The following is a 14587-nucleotide window of genomic DNA, read 5'->3' on the forward strand; positions in this document are numbered from 1 at the left end:
AAGCGGCGGGGGCTCTGGCGCCGGAGGGCCCGGGACGCTAGCGCCCCGGGCCCTCCGGCACTCAGTCCTCGATGATCTGCTTCGCGACGCCCCAGACGACGAGGCCCACGGCGGCGGCGGCGCCGACCGCTCCGGCGATCAGCGCGGAGGGGTTCTGGCGGCGCACGACCTGGAGCTTGCGCTCGATCGTCCGCTGGGCGGTACGCACCTTGCGCGGCACGTTGACCTTGTACTCGATCGCGTCGAGGGTCGCGGCGAGCTCGGAGCGAGCGCGCTCGATGTCGGCCTTCAGCTGGCCGGGCTTCAGCTCCGCCGGGTCGACGAAGCGGGGCGTGGTGCTGCTGACGGATCGCTCAGTTGTCATAGCTGCCCACTCCCTTGAACGCCTGGACGTCCTTCTTGATGCTGTCGATCGAGTCCTGCGGCACCGGCGGCACGGCCTTCTTGATGGTGCGCACGCCGACGAGGGCGAGGATCACGGCCACCAGGAGGAAGAAGACCGTCACGATCAACGCCGACAGCCAGGCCGGAAGCCAGGAGGCGATGCCGATGATCGCGAAGGCGACCAGCGTCGCCCACGCGGTCAGGAGGAGGAAGGCCGCGACCGCGAACAGGCCGACGGCCAGACCCGCGCTCTTCGCCTTGCCCGCCAGCTCGTTCTTCAGCGAGGCGACCTCGGCCTTGACGAGCTCGATCACGAGGCCGGGCAGGTCGCTGACCAGCTCTCCCAGTGATCGGGCGTTCTTGGGATTGCGTTCGTTCACCACGGGAGCTCCTCGAGGGTGGGACGTGCCGGCCGGCGCGCGCCTGGCACGGCCGGAGGGATGAGCACTAGGCCCTGCTGGTGGAGGTGGACGTCGTCGACCCGCCGGAGCCGGCCGACGCCGCGGCCTCGTCGACCTTCGAGGCCGCCTTGCGGGCGGCGGTCGACGCCTCCGCGTCGCTCGCTCCCTGGGCCTTCCTGCCGCCGGACACGGCCTTGACGACCACCGAGCGCACGACCTCGTACGCCTTGTCCGAGACGCTGCTCAGCTGAGTCTTCGCGGCACCGCCGACGGCGCCCGCGACGTCCTGCACCGGCTGGGTCCGCCAGAAGCGGCCTGCCGCCGAGGCGATCTGCTCGTACCGCTTGCGGCCGGCGCGTGCTCCCAGCACGTACCCGGCTGCGGCTCCTGCCACGAAAAGAATCTTGCCCTTCACGCCTACTCCTCGTCCTGGGTCGCTCTCGCGATCGTCCACGCGGTCGGTGACCACTCGTGCCGGGGCACGCCGCGCGCTCGCGCGGATGCCTGGGCCTAAGAGTAGCCGTCGGCGTCGCGGGCGTCGCTCGGCAGCCCGACTCCTTGACGCACCAGTCGGCGCCGGATAAGGGCGGCCGTCTCGGCGGCGTGCGGGAGCACCGAGGCGAGGCCCGTGCCCGCGATCCAGGTGCCGGTCACGGCGACTCCCTCGATCGGGAGGAGCGCCTCGCGGAACGCCTCCAGGTGCGCACGGCGGCCCAGAGCCGCGGCGGGCCGGACGTTGGCCCAGCGCACCCGGGCGGAGTCGACGAGCGACGCCGGATCGAGGGCGAGTCCGAGCAGCGTCGAGGCGTCGAGCAGGGCGATCGCGGCCGCCTCGGCATCGGTGCGCCCCTCGAGCGGCGGGCGCTCGCCCGGGCGCCCGTAGGAGAGGCGCAGCACGTGGCGCCCGGGAGGGAGGGAGGCGGCCAGCCAGTCCCACTTCGCGGTCGCGTGCGTGATCGCCTTGGCCGTGACGTCGGTGGCGGTGGGCGCCACGAGCACACCGGAGCCGCGGGGGGCTGCGTCCAGGCGGGCGTCGTCGAGGACGAGGGTCACCAGCTCGACGGAGTCGTGGGGCGCCTCGTCGGCGCGCTCCGCGACGGCGGGAGCGAGGCCGGCGAGCAGCGCCCGGGCGTCGCGCTCCGGGGTCGAGACGATCACCGCTCGGGCGCTCAGAGCGCCGTCGGCGAGGGTCAGGACGAAGTCCCCGTCGGAGCCCTCGAGCCGCTGCACGGAGGCGCCGGTGCGGATCTCGCCGGAGAGGTAGTCGATCCGCTGGACCAGCGCGGCGACCAGGCGGTGCATCCCGCCCTCGAGCCCGCGGACCGCGACTCCGGCCGGGAGGTTCGCGCGGAGGGCGGCCACGGCCCGGGCGAGGGAGCCCGCGCGGGTGAGCGCGCCATTCAGTCCGGGTGCGGCCAGGTCGACGTCGATGTCGTCCGGCCGGCTCGAGTAGACGCCGGAGACGACCGGCGCGACCAGGTCCTCGAGCACGCGCTCGCCCATCCGGGTGCGCACCAGCTCGGCGAGGGAGTGCGCGCGGCCGATGCGCAGCACCGGCATCAGGGTGTCGAGCCAGGCGCGCCAGGCGCCGCGGCGGCCGATCGCCCGCACGACGTCGGGGGCGAGCGGCGTGCCGGGGATGCCGAGGATGCCGGCCCGGGGCGACGGCACGGAGCGGCCGCCCGAGAGGTGCAGCCACGAGCCGTGCGTCCGGGGCTCGACGATCGACTCGGCGAGCGGGACGCCGTCGAGGGTCAGCGCGGCGAGCGCCCGCTCGACGTGGCCGCCGCGGGTGGCGAAGCTCTCGGCGCCCGCGTCGAGCGCGGCTCCGGCCAGGGCGAGCGGAGAGACGGAGCCGCCGACCCGCTCCCCCGCCTCGAGCACCACGACGCGCAGGCCGATGCGCAGGCACTCCGCGGCGGCGGCGAGCCCCGCCACTCCGCCGCCGACGACCGCGACGTCGTACGACGCCGCGTCGCGGGGGCGCTCCTCGCTCACGGCCGCCAGGCGTGCACGAACGCGACGAGGCGCGTGAGCACGTCGGGGTCGGTCTCGGGCGGCACGCCGTGGCCGAGGTTGAGCACGTGCGCGGGGGCGCTCAGGCCCCGGCGGAGCACGTCGTCGACGTGGGACTCGAGGACCTCCCACGGCGCGGTCAGCAGCGCCGGGTCGACGTTGCCCTGCACCGGCACGAAGCCGCCGAGGCGGTGGTTGGCCTCGTCGAGCGGGATCCGGTAGTCGACGCCCACCACGTCGGCGCCGATGCCGTGCATCGCTCCGAGCAGCTCGCCGGTGCCGACGCCGAAGTGCACGATCGGGACGTTGCGGCGCGTCTCCCCGTGGTCGAACGCCAGGTCGCGCACGTGGACGAGGGCGCGCGCGGAGGCGGGAGCGACGTGGGTCGTGTAGTCCGAGAGCGAGAGCGCCCCGGCCCAGGAGTCGAAGAGCTGCGCGGCGCTGGCCCCGGCGAGCACCTGCGCGCGGAGGAAGCGGCCGGTGACCTCGGCGGTCCACTCCATCAGCTGGGCCCAGGCGGCGGGGTCGGCGTGCATCATCGTCCGAGCGCGCAGGTGGTCCTTGGACGGGCCGCCCTCCACCAGGTAGGCGGCCAGGGTGAAGGGAGCGCCGGCGAAGCCGATGAGCGGGGTGTCGCCGAGGCCCGCGACGGTGCGGCGCACGCCCTCGCGGATGGGCTCGAGCGTCTCGTCGAGCACGGACGGGTCGATCGAGGCGAGCTCGGCGACGTCGGCGGCCGTGCGCACCGGCTTCTCGAGCACCGGACCGCGCCCGGGGACGATGTCGACGCCGACGCCCGCGAGCCGCAGCGGGATCACGATGTCGCTGAAGAAGATGGCCGCGTCCACTCCGTGGCGCCGCACCGGCTGCAGGGTGATCTCGCTCGCCAGCGCCGGGTCGAGGCAGGCGTCGAGCATCTTCGTGTCGGTGCGCAGGGCCCGGTACTCCGGGAGGCTGCGGCCGGCCTGGCGCATGAACCAGACGGGCGTCCTCTCGCCCCGCTCGGAGCGGTAGGCGCGCAGGAGCAGCGAGTCGGCCGTGCGGCCGGCGGAGAGGGGGTGCAGCGGATCGAGCAGGCCGTCGGTGGGGGAGGTCACCGCGGCATTATTCCAGGCGCATCCGTGCATTCCTCCCCAGTCCGGGACCCCGCCCCGCAGAGCGCGGGTAGACTGACGTGGTGCTTCTGTGTCTGACGGCGTCGCACAAGAACGCCAGCTTCGATCTCCTCGAGAAGCTCTCCGTCGACTCCTCCGCCGTGACCGCGGCCCTCTCCGAGGGGATCGACTTCGTCTCCGGAGCCGTCGTCGTCGCGACCTGCAACCGCTTCGAGGCCTACCTCGACATCGAGGAGCCGCTGACCGCCGCGCAGGCCGTCGCCGTCGAGGCCGCCACCGCCGCCGTCAGCGCCGCGACCGGCGTCGAGCAGGACGAGCTGCGCGGGAGCGTCGACGTCGTCTCGGGCGACCGGGTGGCCGAGCACCTCTTCGCCGTCTCCAGCGGGCTCGAGTCCGTCGTGGTCGGCGAGGGCGAGATCGCGGGCCAGGTCCGCCGGTCCCTCGAGGAGGCGCGCCGCCTCGGCACCACCTCCTCCGAGCTCGAGCGGCTGTTCCAGCGCGCCTCGCAGACCTCGCGCGGCATCAAGAACCGCACCGGCCTCGGCAGCGCCGGCCGCTCGATCGTGCGCCTCGCGCTCGACCTGGCCGCGAGCCGCGTCACCGACTGGCGGGCCGCCCGCGTCCTCCTCGTCGGCACCGGCAGCTACGCGCGGGCGACCGTCGCGGCCCTGCGCGACCGCGGAGTGGTGGACATCGCCGTGCACTCCCCCTCCGGCCGCGCCGAGGGCTTCGCCGCCCGCCGCTCGCTCCGGCCCATCGCCGCCTCCGATCTCGCGCTCGAGGCGGTCTCGGCCGACATCGTCATCACCTGCACCACGACCCAGGAGCCGGTGCTCGACGCCGCCCTGCTCGCCGCCGGGCGCCTCCAGGGCTTCTCCCGCGAGCGCCAGCTCGTGATCGACCTGGGCCTGCCGCGCAACGTCGCCTCCGACGTCACCTCGGTCGCCGGCGTCGAGCTCCTCGACCTCGAGACGATCAGCCTGCACGCACCTCTCGACGTGCTCGACGCGTCGCAGCAGGCGCGCGCGCTCGTCGACAAGGCGGCCCGGAAGTTCTCGGACGTCGCCGACGAGAAGAGCCTCACTCCGGCCGTCGTCGCCCTGCGCGCCCACGTGTTCGACGCGCTCGACGCCGAGATCGAGCGGGCCCGCTCGCGCGGCGACGAGGACGGCCGCACCGAGCAGGCGCTCCGCCACCTCGCCGGCGTCCTGCTGCACACTCCGAGCGTCCGCGCCCGCGACTACGCGCGCGCCGGAGCCCAGGGGGCCTATCTCACCGGGCTCGAGGCGCTCTTCGGCATCGAGGTCCCGGCCGAGCCCGCCGCCGCCGCCCGCCCCGACGCGGACGCCGCCACCGCGTGAGCCTCCGGCTCCCCTTCGACGCGGAGCCGCTGCGCTCCGCGCCGCTGCTCACCGAGCGCCTGCTCCTGCGTCCCCTCGGACCGGAGGACGCCGAGGACCACGCGCGCTACCAGGGCGACGCCGACGCCGTCCGGTTCCTCCGCTGGCCGGTGCGCACCCCCGAGGAGTCGCGGGCGCACCTGCAGCGCCGCCTCCCCTCGACACGGCTCGCCGCTGACGGCGACGCGGCCGTGCTGGCGATCGTCCCCCGGGAGGGCGTCCTCGCCGGGCGGATGATCGGCGACCTCACGCTCATCGCGACGTCCGTCGAGCAGGAGGCGGTCGAGATCGGCTGGGTTCTGCACCCGGAGGCGCAGGGGCGCGGCTACGCGACCGAGGCCGCCCGGGCGCTGCTCGACCTCGCGTTCGACACCCTCGGCGCCCACCGCGTGATCGCGCAGCTCGACGCTCGGAACACCGCCTCCGCCCGCCTCTGCGAGCGCCTCGGGATGCGCCTCGAGGCGCACCACCGGGAGGACGAGTTCTGCAAGGGCGAGTGGACCTCGACCCTCGTCTTCGCCCTGCTCGCCCGCGAGCGCTGACCGCAGGGCCGGCTGGTCCGCGCCCTCCGGGACGCCGCCGGCCCGTCCGGTCGGCGGCGTCCCGGGAGGAGCGTCAGGCCCCGCGGAGCCCGGTGAAGAGGTACGACTCGAGCTGCTCGAGCGGGATGCGCTCCTGCTTCATCGTGTCGCGGTCGCGGACGGTCACGGCGTCGTCCTCGAGCGAGTCGAAGTCGACGGTCACGCAGTACGGGGTGCCGATCTCGTCCTGGCGGCGGTAGCGGCGGCCGATCGCTCCGGAGTCGTCGAAGTCGACGTTCCAGAGCTGGCGCAGCTGGTCGGCGACGCGGCGCGCGAGCGGCGAGAGGGCCTCGTTGCGCGAGAGCGGCAGCACAGCCACCTTCACCGGCGCCAGGCGCGGGTCGAGGTGCAGCACGGTCCGCGTCTCGACCTTGCCCTTGGCGTTCGGCGGCAGCTCCTGCTCCTCGTAGGCGTCGACGAGGAACGCCATGAGCGCGCGGGTGAGGCCGAACGACGGCTCGATCACGAACGGCACGTAGCGCTCGTTCTTGTTCTGGTCGAAGAACGAGAGGTCCTTGCCCGAGTGCTCGATGTGCGTCTTGAGGTCGTAGTCGGTGCGGTTCGCGACTCCCATCAGCTCGCCCCACTCGCCCGAGGCGAAGCTGAAGCGGTACTCGATGTCGACGGTGCGCTTGGAGTAGTGGGAGAGCTTGTCCTTCGGGTGCTCGTACTGCCGGATGTTCTCGGGGTTCATCCCGAGCCCGACGAACCAGTCCCAGGCGAGCTGCATCCAGGTCTCCTGCCACTCCTCGTCCGTGCCGGGCTCGACGAAGAACTCGAGCTCCATCTGCTCGAACTCGCGGGTGCGGAAGATGAAGTTGCCGGGGGTGATCTCGTTGCGGAACGCCTTGCCGATCTGGCCGATGCCGAAGGGCGGCTTGCGACGGGCGCTCTGCAGCACGTTCGCGAAGTTGGTGAAGATGCCCTGGGCGGTCTCGGGACGCAGGTAGTGCAGACCCGACTCGTCGTCGACGACGCCGAGGTAGGTCTTCATCAGGCCCGAGAACTGCTTGATCTCGGTCCACTGGCCGACCTTGTCGGGGTGCTCCGGGTCCGGGATGTCGGCGAGGCCGTTCACGGGCGGGTGGCCGTTGACCTCCTCGTACTTCTCGAAGAGGTGGTCGGCGCGGTAGCGCTTGTGGGTGATCAGCGACTCGGTCAGCGGGTCCGAGAAGACGCCGACGTGTCCCGAGGCGTGCCAGATCGCCGTGGGCAGGATGACCGCGGAGTCCAGGCCGACGACGTCGCCCCGGCCCTGCACGAAGGTCTTCCACCACTGGCGCTTGATGTTCTCCTTGAACTCCACGCCGAGCGGCCCGTAGTCCCACGCGGAGCGGGTGCCCCCGTAGATCTCACCCGAGGGGAAGACGAATCCCCTGTGCTGCGCGAGGGTGATGACTTTGTCGAGGGTGGTGGGTTCTGCCACGGGTTGCTCCTCAGCTGTTCGGGCGCACGGGGCCCCGGCGCGCGCCGGCTGCGCGCGTCCTTCTGGTGTGCCCCCATGGTAGCCGCGGGGGCGCCGAGCCGGTCCGCCCGCGGCGGGCATGATGAGCGGATGAGCACCCTCCCGCCGATCGTCGTGTCCGCCGTCGCCGTCCTCCGCGACCGGCACGTCCTGATGGTCACGGCGCGGGGCCGCGACGTCCTCTACCTCCCCGGCGGCAAGGTCGACGAGGGCGAGAGCGGGATCGAGGCGGCGGCCCGGGAGGCCCGCGAGGAGCTCGGCGCCGTCGCGCTCGGCCTCGAGCCCCTGTTCACCGTCCGCACCCAGGCGCACGGCGAGCCGGAGGGGCGGGAGGTCCACATGAGCGTCTTCGCCGCCGAGCTCGACCGCGAGGCGCGCCCGAGCGGCGAGATCGACTCTCTGCACTGGGTCGACGGCTCCGATGCGGGCCGCTGCCCGCCCGCCGGGGTCGAGACCCTCCGGCTGCTGCGCGGTCTCGATCTCGTCGACTGACCCTCCGGCGCCGGGCCGACCGTGGGGCGGCTAGCCTCGTGGCGTGGAGACGAGACGGCGTGCACGGGACCGGTCGAGCGCGGAGGAGCCGGACCGGCTCGAGCCGGTGCGGCTGGAGGCGGCCGTGCCCATCCTGCGTATCTTCTCGGTCGCCAAGGCGGGCGAGTTCTACGTCGACTACCTCGGCTTCGAGGTGGACTGGGAGCACCGCGCCGCGCTCGACGCCCCCCTCTACCTGCAGGTGTCGCGCTCGGGGCTCCGCCTGCACCTCAGCGAGCACCACCGCGACGGCAGTCCTGGCGCCGCCGTGCACGTCGCCCTCCGCGGTGTCCGCGAGCTGCACGCCGAGCTCGACGCGAAGGCGTACCCCTACCTCAACCCGCGGATCACCCGCACGCCGTTCGGCTTCGCGCTCGACGTGATCGATCCGTTCGGCAACCAGCTGCGCTTCGCGGAGCCGGCCCCGGTGCCGCGCCTGCCCTGATCGGTGCGCGTGCGGGTGCTTGTACAACCTGAGCGCCGACTGATCAACCGTTCACCGGCCGTCCATGCACTTCGGAGTCCCATCCTTTAGCGTGGCTCCGATGGCTTCACGGGGGACGATCGAGCGGCCGGACACGGCCCGGGCAACGGGACGGCAGCGCCGACCGCGGCTCCGCTTCATGGAGGCCGCACCGCTGGCGACGGGCCTGCTGGGCTCGATCGCGATCCTCCTCGGCTCGCTCGGCGTGGGCTACCTGCCCGCCGGCTCGCCCATCAGCGACTGGCCTCTCGTCGCCTCGATCCGCGCCACGGGCTGGCTCACCGAGTCCAGCGGCGCCCTCGTCGTGGGCGGCGGGATGCTGCTGCTGATCGCGTGGCTCCGCCTGCGCACGGTCGCTCTCGCGGCGGGCCCCGGCTCCGTCCGCACCATCGTGGTGGCGGCCCTCGCCTGGACCGCTCCGCTCCTCGTGACGGTGCCGCTGTTCAGCCACGACATGTTCTCCTACGTGGCGCAGGGTCGCCTGATGACCCAGGGCATCGACCCCTACACCCACGGCGTCGCGACGCTCCCGGGCTGGTTCGACCTCGGCGTCGACCCGCTCTGGGCCGACACGCCCACGCCCTACGGGCCCCTCTACCTCCTGATCGAGCGCACCGCCGTGCAGTTCGCGGGCTACGGCGCACCGGAGCTCTCGATCGCGATGCTCCGCGCCGTGTCGGTCGCGGGCGTGGCCGTCATGGCCGTCTACGCGCTCCGCCTGGCGCGCCTGCGCGGCCTCTCGGTCCCGCTCACCGCCTGGACGATCGTCGCCAACCCGCTGACCCTCGTGCTCTTCGTCGTCGCCGGCCACAACGACTCCGTGATGCTGGCGCTCATCCTCGCGTCGCTCTACTACGCCCAGACCGACCGGCGCATCGCCGCCGTCGTGCTGATGGCCGGAGCGATCGCGATCAAGCCGATCGCCGTGATCGCGCTCCCCGTGCTCGCGCTCCTGTGGCTGCGCCACGACGCGACGTGGCGTGAGCGCACCCGCGGCTGGCTCTGGACGGGCGCCGGAGCGCTCGGCCTCGTGGTCGCCGTCGGGCTGCTCGCGGGCGTCGGGGTCGGCTGGGTCGCGGCGATGGTCGTGCCCGGCTCGATCCTGCACTGGTACGCGCCGATGTCGTTCGTCACGGTCTCGGTCTCCCGCGCCGTCGAGTTCACCGGTCACGACCCCGCCGCGGCGATCGCCGTGGTCAAGATCCTCGCGCTCGGGCTCGCCGGCCTGATCGCTGCGCGCCTCATGCTGTCGCGGCGCTCCATCGATCCGCTCGCCCGCCTGTCCGGCGCGCTGCTCGCGTTCGTGACGGCGTCGACCGCCATCCACCCCTGGTACGCCCTCTGGATCCTGCCGATCGCCGCGCTCGCGCGCCCGTGGAGCCGCTCCCACGTGCACCTGGCGGTCTACGCGTCGATCTTCCTCATGTGCGTCACGCTCGCCGAGCCGATCGACGGCGGAGGCGGCACGATGGACCAGATCCCGGCGCGGGTCGCGACGATCGCCGCGATCGCCGTGGTCGGGATGTACGTCCTCCTCGGCTACACGGACGAGGAGCGGGTCGAGGGTCTGCCCCTGGTGCGCGCGCTGCCGTTCGGCTCCGTGATCCTCGCCCGCCTCAGCGGCGGCCGCCTGGTCGACGCCCGGATGGCCGCGACGCGCCTGCGCGACTAGCCGGAGCCGCGGCTCAGGAGTCGGACTCGTCGCTCCGACGGCGAGTGCGGCGGTCGAGCGCGGCCTGCGCCGTCTCGGCGGCCGATTCCGGGGAGCCGACCGGCCCGGTGGGTCCGGCGAGGGTGCTCGAGAGCGACGACAGCCAGCCGGAGTCGTCGCGGCCGGCGTTCAGCGCATCCGAGAAGAGGGGGAGGTCGCTGCGGGTGGCGTGGATCGCGTAGGACTCGCGGGAGAACCCGTTGTCGGGGACGACGGGCGTCCTGCGGGACGCGCGCGTGGCGTCCGGGGCCTGCCCCTGTCGCGAGGCGTCCGACGCCTGCTCCTGGGGGGCCTGCTCCTGGGCGGCCTGCTTCCGGCGGGCGTCGCGCTCGTCGCGCGGGGTGCTGCTGTCGTGGTCCACGGCGGTCCTCCTGCTCTCCGCCCCGAGCGGAGGGACGGGCGCCGCGATGACGGGGCGGCGCCCGGTCAGGCTACCCCTCGTTCAGGGCGTGGCGTCGTCGTCGGCCTCTGATCGTGGCGCGGGGCGCCAGACGACCAGCTCGGTCCGGCGCTGCGCGCGCGTGCCGTGGCGCAGAGTGACCACGTCCCCCTCGAGTCCGGCGGCGAACACGCGGCGGCCCGGCCGGTTCAGGAGCTCGTCGGCGAGGGCCGACTCCAGCTCGCGCACCCGCTGCGAGAGCGACTGCACCTGGTTCTCGAGCTGCAGGATGCGCGCGATGCCCTCGAGCGAGACGCCCTCGGAGGAGAGCCGGGCGACCTCGCGCAGCTGCACCACGTCGCGCATCGAGTAGCGGCGCGACTTGCCCGCGGTGCGGGTCGGGCTCACGAGCCCGAGCCGGTCGTACTGCCGGAGCGTCTGCGGGTGCATCCCCGCCAGCTCGGCGGCGACGGCGATCGCGAAGACGGGCGTGTTCTCGTCCATGTCTCCTCCTCCGACCGGTCGCGCCGATCCGGTGCTAGTAGCGGGCCTTCTCCAGGATGTCCTCGCGCGGGTCCTCGTCCGGCTCGGCGGCGGCGTAGGCCTCGAGGGCCTCACGGGCGGCGGCGGACAGGTGGCTCGGGACGGCGACCTGCAGGACGGCGAGCAGGTCGCCCGTGCCCTTGGGAGTCGTGACGCCGCGGCCCTTGACGCGCAGGACGCGGCCGCTCGGGGTGCCTGCGGCGACCCGGAGCTTGACGGGCTCGCCGCCGAGGGTCGGCACCTCGATCGTCGCGCCGAAGACGGCCTCGACGAAGGTCACGGGGACCGTCACGCGCAGGTTCAGCCCGTCGCGCTCGAACACCGGATGCTTGCGCACCGAGACGGTGAGCACCAGGTCGCCGGGATCGCCGCCGTCCGGGCTGGGGCGGCCCTTGCCGCGGACGCGGATCTTCTGGTCGTCGGCCACGCCGGCGGGGATGCGCACCGAGAGGGTGCGCCCGTCGCCGGTCTGCAGCTGGACGGTGTCGCCCCGGGTCGCGGTGCGGAAGTCGATGGTGGTGCTGGCGGTGACGTCGGCGCCCTTCTGCGGGCCGCCGAAGCCGCGGTAGCCGCCGCTGGGCTGGCCGAAGCGGCTGCCTCCGCCGCCGAACATGCCGCCGAGGATGTCCTCGAAGCCCGGCGGCGGGCCCTGCTGGGTGCTGTAGGAGGTGCGCCCGCCCTGGCCGAACATGCCGCCGAAGACGTCGTCGAACCCTCCGGGCTGGCCTCCCGCGGTGAAGCGCGCTCCGCCGCCCATGGCGCGGATCTGGTCGTACTCCTTGCGCTGCTCGGCGTCCGAGAGCACGGTGTACGCCTCGCTGATCTCCTTGAAGCGCGCCTCGGCCTTCGCGTCCCCCGGGTTGGAGTCGGGGTGGAACTGGCGGGCGAGCTTGCGGTAGGTCTTCTTCAGGTCCGCGGCGGAGACGTCCTTGGACACGCCGAGGACCTTGTAGAAGTCCTTGTCGAACCAATCCTGGCTGGCCATGTGCCTCTTCCTGTGTCGAATGCGGCGAGGGACCCCGCCCCGGTCCGGCAGCGTGCTGCCGAGCGGGGCGGGGTCCTCCGCGGTGGTGGTGCCGGTGGCGGGGTCAGTCGGCGGGGACTGCCACGACCACCTTGGCGGCCCGCAGCAGCGAGCCTCCGAGGTAGTAGCCCGCCTCGACGACGTCCGCGACCGTGGAGGTCTCGGCGCCGGGGGTGGGCTGCTGGAAGATCGCCTCGTGGATGTTCGGGTCGAACAGGTCGCCCACGGCGCCGGTCTTCACCAGGCCGAGCTTCTCCACTCCGCCGCGCAGCTTCTGCGCGATGGCCGTGAAGGGCCCGCCCTCGGCGAGGTCGCCGTGCTTCTCGGCGCGGTCGAGGTCGTCGAGCACGGGGAGGATGACCTTCACCGCGTCGCCGATCGCCCGCTCCTTGTCGACCTGGCGGTTGGCCTCGGTGCGCTTGCGGTAGTTCGCGTACTCGGCGGTCACCCGCTGGAGGTCGGCGAGGTGCTCGGCCGCGAGCGTCTCGGCGCTGGACTGTCCCGAGAGGAACGAGAGGTCGGCGTCCGAGAGGCTGGTCTCGACGTCGGGCCCCTCGGCCTCGATGAGGCCCTCCTGGTCCTGGGCGTCCTGCGCCGCCTCGGCTCCCGCCTCGCCGCCGGTGACCGGCTGCTCCTCGGGGAGGTCCTGGGGCTCGTTCTCGGCTGCCATGGCTACTTCGTGTCCTTCGGCTCGTCCTCGTCGATGACCTCGGCGTCGACGATGTCCTCGTCGTCCTTCTTGTCACCGTCGGCCGGAGCGTCCGCGGGGGCGCTCTGCGCGGCCTGGTCCTGGGAGTAGATCGCCTGGCCGATCTTGGTCTGCGAGGCGTTGAGGGCGTCGAACGCGGTCTTGACGGCCGCGTCGTCGTCGCCGGCGAGCGCGGTCTTCAGCGCGTCGACGTCTCCCTGCACCTCGGACTTGACGTCCTCGGGCAGCTTGTCCTCGTTGTCCTTGATCAGCTTGTCGATCGAGTACGCCAGGGTCTCGGCGTTGTTGCGGATCTCGGCGGCCTCGCGGCGGGCCTTGTCCTCGGCGGCGTGCTCCTCGGCCTCGCGGACCATGCGGTCGATGTCGTCCTTGGGCAGCGACGAGCCGCCCGTGATCGTCATCGACTGCTCCTTGCCGGTGCCCTTGTCCTTCGCGGACACGTGGACGATGCCGTTGGCGTCGATGTCGAAGGTGACCTCGACCTGCGGGATGCCGCGCGGGGCCGGCGCGATGCCGGTCAGCTCGAACGTGCCCAGGTTCTTGTTGTCGCGGGTGAACTCGCGCTCGCCCTGGAAGACCTGGATCGCGACGGACGGCTGGTTGTCGTCGGCCGTGGTGAAGGTCTCGGACCTCTTGGTCGGGATCGCGGTGTTGCGCTCGATGAGCTTCGTCATGATCCCGCCCTTGGTCTCGATGCCCAGCGAGAGCGGGGTCACGTCGATCAGGAGGACGTCCTTGCGCTCGCCCTTGAGGACGCCGGCCTGCAGCGCGGCGCCGACGGCGACGACCTCGTCCGGGTTGACGCCCTTGTTGGGCTCCTTGCCGCCGGTGAGCTTCTTGACGAGCTCGGCCACGGCCGGCATGCGGGTCGAGCCGCCGACGAGGACCACGTGAGCGATGTCCTCGACCTTGACGCCCGCCTCGGCGATGACGTCGGTGAAGGGCTTGCGGGTGCGCTCGATCAGGTCGCTGGTGAGCTCCTCGAACTTGGCGCGGGTGAGCGTCTCGTCGAGGTTCGCCGGGCCGTTCTCGGTGAGCGAGAGGTAGGGCAGCTGGATGCTGGTCGAGGTGCTCGAGGAGAGCTCCTTCTTCGCCTGCTCCGCGGCCTCCTTGAGGCGCTGGCGAGCGATCTTGTCCTTCGAGACGTCGACGCCGGTCGAGTCCTTGAAGCGCTTGACCAGGTGGTCGACGACGCGCTGGTCCCAGTCGTCGCCGCCGAGGCGGTTGTCGCCCGAGGTCGCGCGGACCTGGATGGTCGAGAAGTCGTCGTCCTTGCCCACCTCGAGGAGGGAGACGTCGAACGTTCCGCCGCCGAGGTCGAAGACGAGGATGAGCTCGTCCTCCTTGCCCTTGTCGAGGCCGTAGGCCAGCGCGGCCGCGGTGGGCTCGTTGATGATGCGCAGGACGTTGAGGCCGGCGATCTCGCCGGCGTCCTTGGTCGCCTGGCGCTCGGCGTCGTTGAAGTAGGCCGGGACGGTGATGACCGCGTCGGTCACCTTGTCGCCCAGGTACTGCTCCGCGTCGCGCTTGAGCTTGCCCAGGATGCGGGCCGAGATCTCCTGCGGGGTGTACTTCTTGTCCTCCACGCCGAAGGTCCAGTCGGTGCCCATGTGGCGCTTGACCGACGCGATGGTGCGGTCGACGTTGGTGACGGCCTGGCGCTTCGCGGTCTCGCCGACGAGCACCTCCCCGTCCTTGGTGAACGCCACGACGGACGGCGTGGTGCGGAAGCCCTCGGCGTTGGCGATGACGGTGGGCTCGCCTCCCTCGAGGACGGCCACGACAGAGTTGGTGGTTCCCAGGTCGATGCCTACGGCACGGGACATATGCGTTGTTCTCCTTCG

The 14587-nt window shown here is 72.8% G+C and carries 16 protein-coding genes; 5 read left to right on the forward strand and 11 right to left on the reverse strand.

The window, feature by feature from the left end; genetic code table 11:
• Positions 1-61 precede the first annotated feature (61 nt).
• The 5 genes from C5C53_RS06980 to hemE all read right to left on the reverse strand — a co-directional run bounded on the left by C5C53_RS06980 (position 62) and on the right by hemE (position 3928).
• Positions 62-364 (reverse strand): DUF3618 domain-containing protein, encoded by a 303-nt coding sequence (locus C5C53_RS06980; RefSeq protein ID WP_104222879.1) that lies wholly within the window; start codon positions 362-364, stop codon positions 62-64.
• A complete protein-coding gene (locus tag C5C53_RS06985; RefSeq protein WP_244229489.1) occupies positions 354-764 on the reverse strand; it encodes a phage holin family protein in 411 nt (136 codons plus the stop codon). The genes C5C53_RS06980 and C5C53_RS06985 overlap by 11 nt, the downstream gene beginning before the upstream one ends.
• 67 nt (positions 765-831) lie before the next feature.
• Positions 832-1200, reverse strand: a complete 369-nt coding sequence (locus C5C53_RS06990) for a hypothetical protein (protein WP_146084651.1) — start codon at positions 1198-1200, stop codon at positions 832-834.
• A 95-nt stretch (positions 1201-1295) separates the two neighbouring features.
• Positions 1296-2783, reverse strand: coding sequence for an NAD(P)/FAD-dependent oxidoreductase (locus C5C53_RS06995; RefSeq protein ID WP_244229490.1), 1488 nt, complete (start codon positions 2781-2783; stop codon positions 1296-1298).
• Complete coding sequence (gene hemE, locus C5C53_RS07000) at positions 2780-3928, reverse strand: uroporphyrinogen decarboxylase (RefSeq protein WP_104222882.1); 1149 nt, start codon at positions 3926-3928, stop codon at positions 2780-2782. The genes C5C53_RS06995 and hemE overlap by 4 nt, the downstream gene beginning before the upstream one ends.
• A 50-nt stretch (positions 3929-3978) precedes the next feature.
• On the opposite strand from hemE, the gene C5C53_RS07005 reads away from it, so the two are divergent.
• Both C5C53_RS07005 and C5C53_RS07010 read left to right on the forward strand, forming a co-directional pair.
• Positions 3979-5277 carry a glutamyl-tRNA reductase gene (locus tag C5C53_RS07005; RefSeq protein ID WP_104260433.1) on the forward strand — a complete coding sequence of 433 codons (1299 nt, stop codon included), beginning with the start codon at positions 3979-3981 and terminating at the stop codon, positions 5275-5277.
• Positions 5274-5858, forward strand: coding sequence for a GNAT family N-acetyltransferase (locus tag C5C53_RS07010; RefSeq protein WP_258062863.1), 585 nt, complete (start codon positions 5274-5276; stop codon positions 5856-5858). The genes C5C53_RS07005 and C5C53_RS07010 overlap by 4 nt, the downstream gene beginning before the upstream one ends.
• A gap of 73 nt (positions 5859-5931) precedes the next feature.
• Here the strand turns inward: C5C53_RS07010 and C5C53_RS07015 are convergent, their stop codons facing one another.
• Entirely contained in the window at positions 5932-7323 is a 1392-nt protein-coding gene (locus C5C53_RS07015; protein WP_104226140.1) for a glycine--tRNA ligase, read from the reverse strand.
• A gap of 129 nt (positions 7324-7452) precedes the next feature.
• Here C5C53_RS07015 and C5C53_RS07020 point away from each other — a divergent pair, with 129 nt between their 5' ends.
• The 3 genes from C5C53_RS07020 to mptB all read left to right on the forward strand — a co-directional run bounded on the left by C5C53_RS07020 (position 7453) and on the right by mptB (position 10049).
• Positions 7453-7854: an NUDIX domain-containing protein gene (locus tag C5C53_RS07020; protein WP_104237622.1), complete on the forward strand. Its 402-nt coding sequence runs from the start codon at positions 7453-7455 to the stop codon at positions 7852-7854.
• A 43-nt stretch (positions 7855-7897) separates the two neighbouring features.
• Positions 7898-8338, forward strand: a complete 441-nt coding sequence (locus C5C53_RS07025; protein WP_208543318.1) for a glyoxalase superfamily protein — start codon at positions 7898-7900, stop codon at positions 8336-8338.
• Positions 8339-8438: 100 nt separating this feature from the next.
• Positions 8439-10049, forward strand: a complete 1611-nt coding sequence (gene mptB, locus C5C53_RS07030; RefSeq protein WP_146084652.1) for a polyprenol phosphomannose-dependent alpha 1,6 mannosyltransferase MptB — start codon at positions 8439-8441, stop codon at positions 10047-10049.
• 13 nt (positions 10050-10062) lie between these two features.
• On the opposite strand, the gene C5C53_RS07035 is transcribed toward mptB, so the two are convergent.
• The 5 genes from C5C53_RS07035 to dnaK all read right to left on the reverse strand — a co-directional run bounded on the left by C5C53_RS07035 (position 10063) and on the right by dnaK (position 14569).
• Entirely contained in the window at positions 10063-10449 is a 387-nt protein-coding gene (locus tag C5C53_RS07035; protein ID WP_104267173.1) for a hypothetical protein, read from the reverse strand.
• An 81-nt stretch (positions 10450-10530) separates the two neighbouring features.
• Positions 10531-10971, reverse strand: a complete 441-nt coding sequence (locus C5C53_RS07040; protein WP_104222887.1) for a heat shock protein transcriptional repressor HspR — start codon at positions 10969-10971, stop codon at positions 10531-10533.
• A 34-nt stretch (positions 10972-11005) separates the two neighbouring features.
• The gene (locus C5C53_RS07045; RefSeq protein ID WP_104222888.1) at positions 11006-11995 is read right to left on the reverse strand and encodes a DnaJ C-terminal domain-containing protein; all 990 of its coding nucleotides are present in this window, start codon (positions 11993-11995) and stop codon (positions 11006-11008) included.
• Between the two features lie 103 nt (positions 11996-12098).
• Positions 12099-12704: a nucleotide exchange factor GrpE gene (locus C5C53_RS07050; protein WP_104237617.1), complete on the reverse strand. Its 606-nt coding sequence runs from the start codon at positions 12702-12704 to the stop codon at positions 12099-12101.
• A gap of 2 nt (positions 12705-12706) precedes the next feature.
• The gene (gene dnaK / locus C5C53_RS07055) at positions 12707-14569 is read right to left on the reverse strand and encodes a molecular chaperone DnaK (protein WP_104222890.1); all 1863 of its coding nucleotides are present in this window, start codon (positions 14567-14569) and stop codon (positions 12707-12709) included.
• Positions 14570-14587: the final 18 nt, after the last annotated feature.

It is taken from the genome of Rathayibacter sp. AY1E3 (assembly GCF_002932235.1).
Taxonomy (GTDB): domain Bacteria; phylum Actinomycetota; class Actinomycetes; order Actinomycetales; family Microbacteriaceae; genus Rathayibacter.

Bases quoted from the DNA above. Each gene is read 5' to 3' on its own strand.
- C5C53_RS06980 (WP_104222879.1), bottom strand. From the start codon at position 364: ATGACAACTGAGCGATCCGTCAGCAGCACCACGCCCCGCTTCGTCGAC.
- hemE (WP_104222882.1), bottom strand. From the start codon at position 3,928: ATGCACGGATGCGCCTGGAATAATGCCGCGGTGACCTCCCCCACCGAC.
- C5C53_RS07020 (WP_104237622.1), top strand. From the start codon at position 7,453: ATGAGCACCCTCCCGCCGATCGTCGTGTCCGCCGTCGCCGTCCTCCGC.
- mptB (WP_146084652.1), top strand. From the start codon at position 8,439: ATGGCTTCACGGGGGACGATCGAGCGGCCGGACACGGCCCGGGCAACG.
- C5C53_RS07040 (WP_104222887.1), bottom strand. From the start codon at position 10,971: ATGGACGAGAACACGCCCGTCTTCGCGATCGCCGTCGCCGCCGAGCTG.
- C5C53_RS07045 (WP_104222888.1), bottom strand. From the start codon at position 11,995: ATGGCCAGCCAGGATTGGTTCGACAAGGACTTCTACAAGGTCCTCGGC.
- C5C53_RS07050 (WP_104237617.1), bottom strand. From the start codon at position 12,704: ATGGCAGCCGAGAACGAGCCCCAGGACCTCCCCGAGGAGCAGCCGGTC.
- dnaK (WP_104222890.1), bottom strand. From the start codon at position 14,569: ATGTCCCGTGCCGTAGGCATCGACCTGGGAACCACCAACTCTGTCGTG.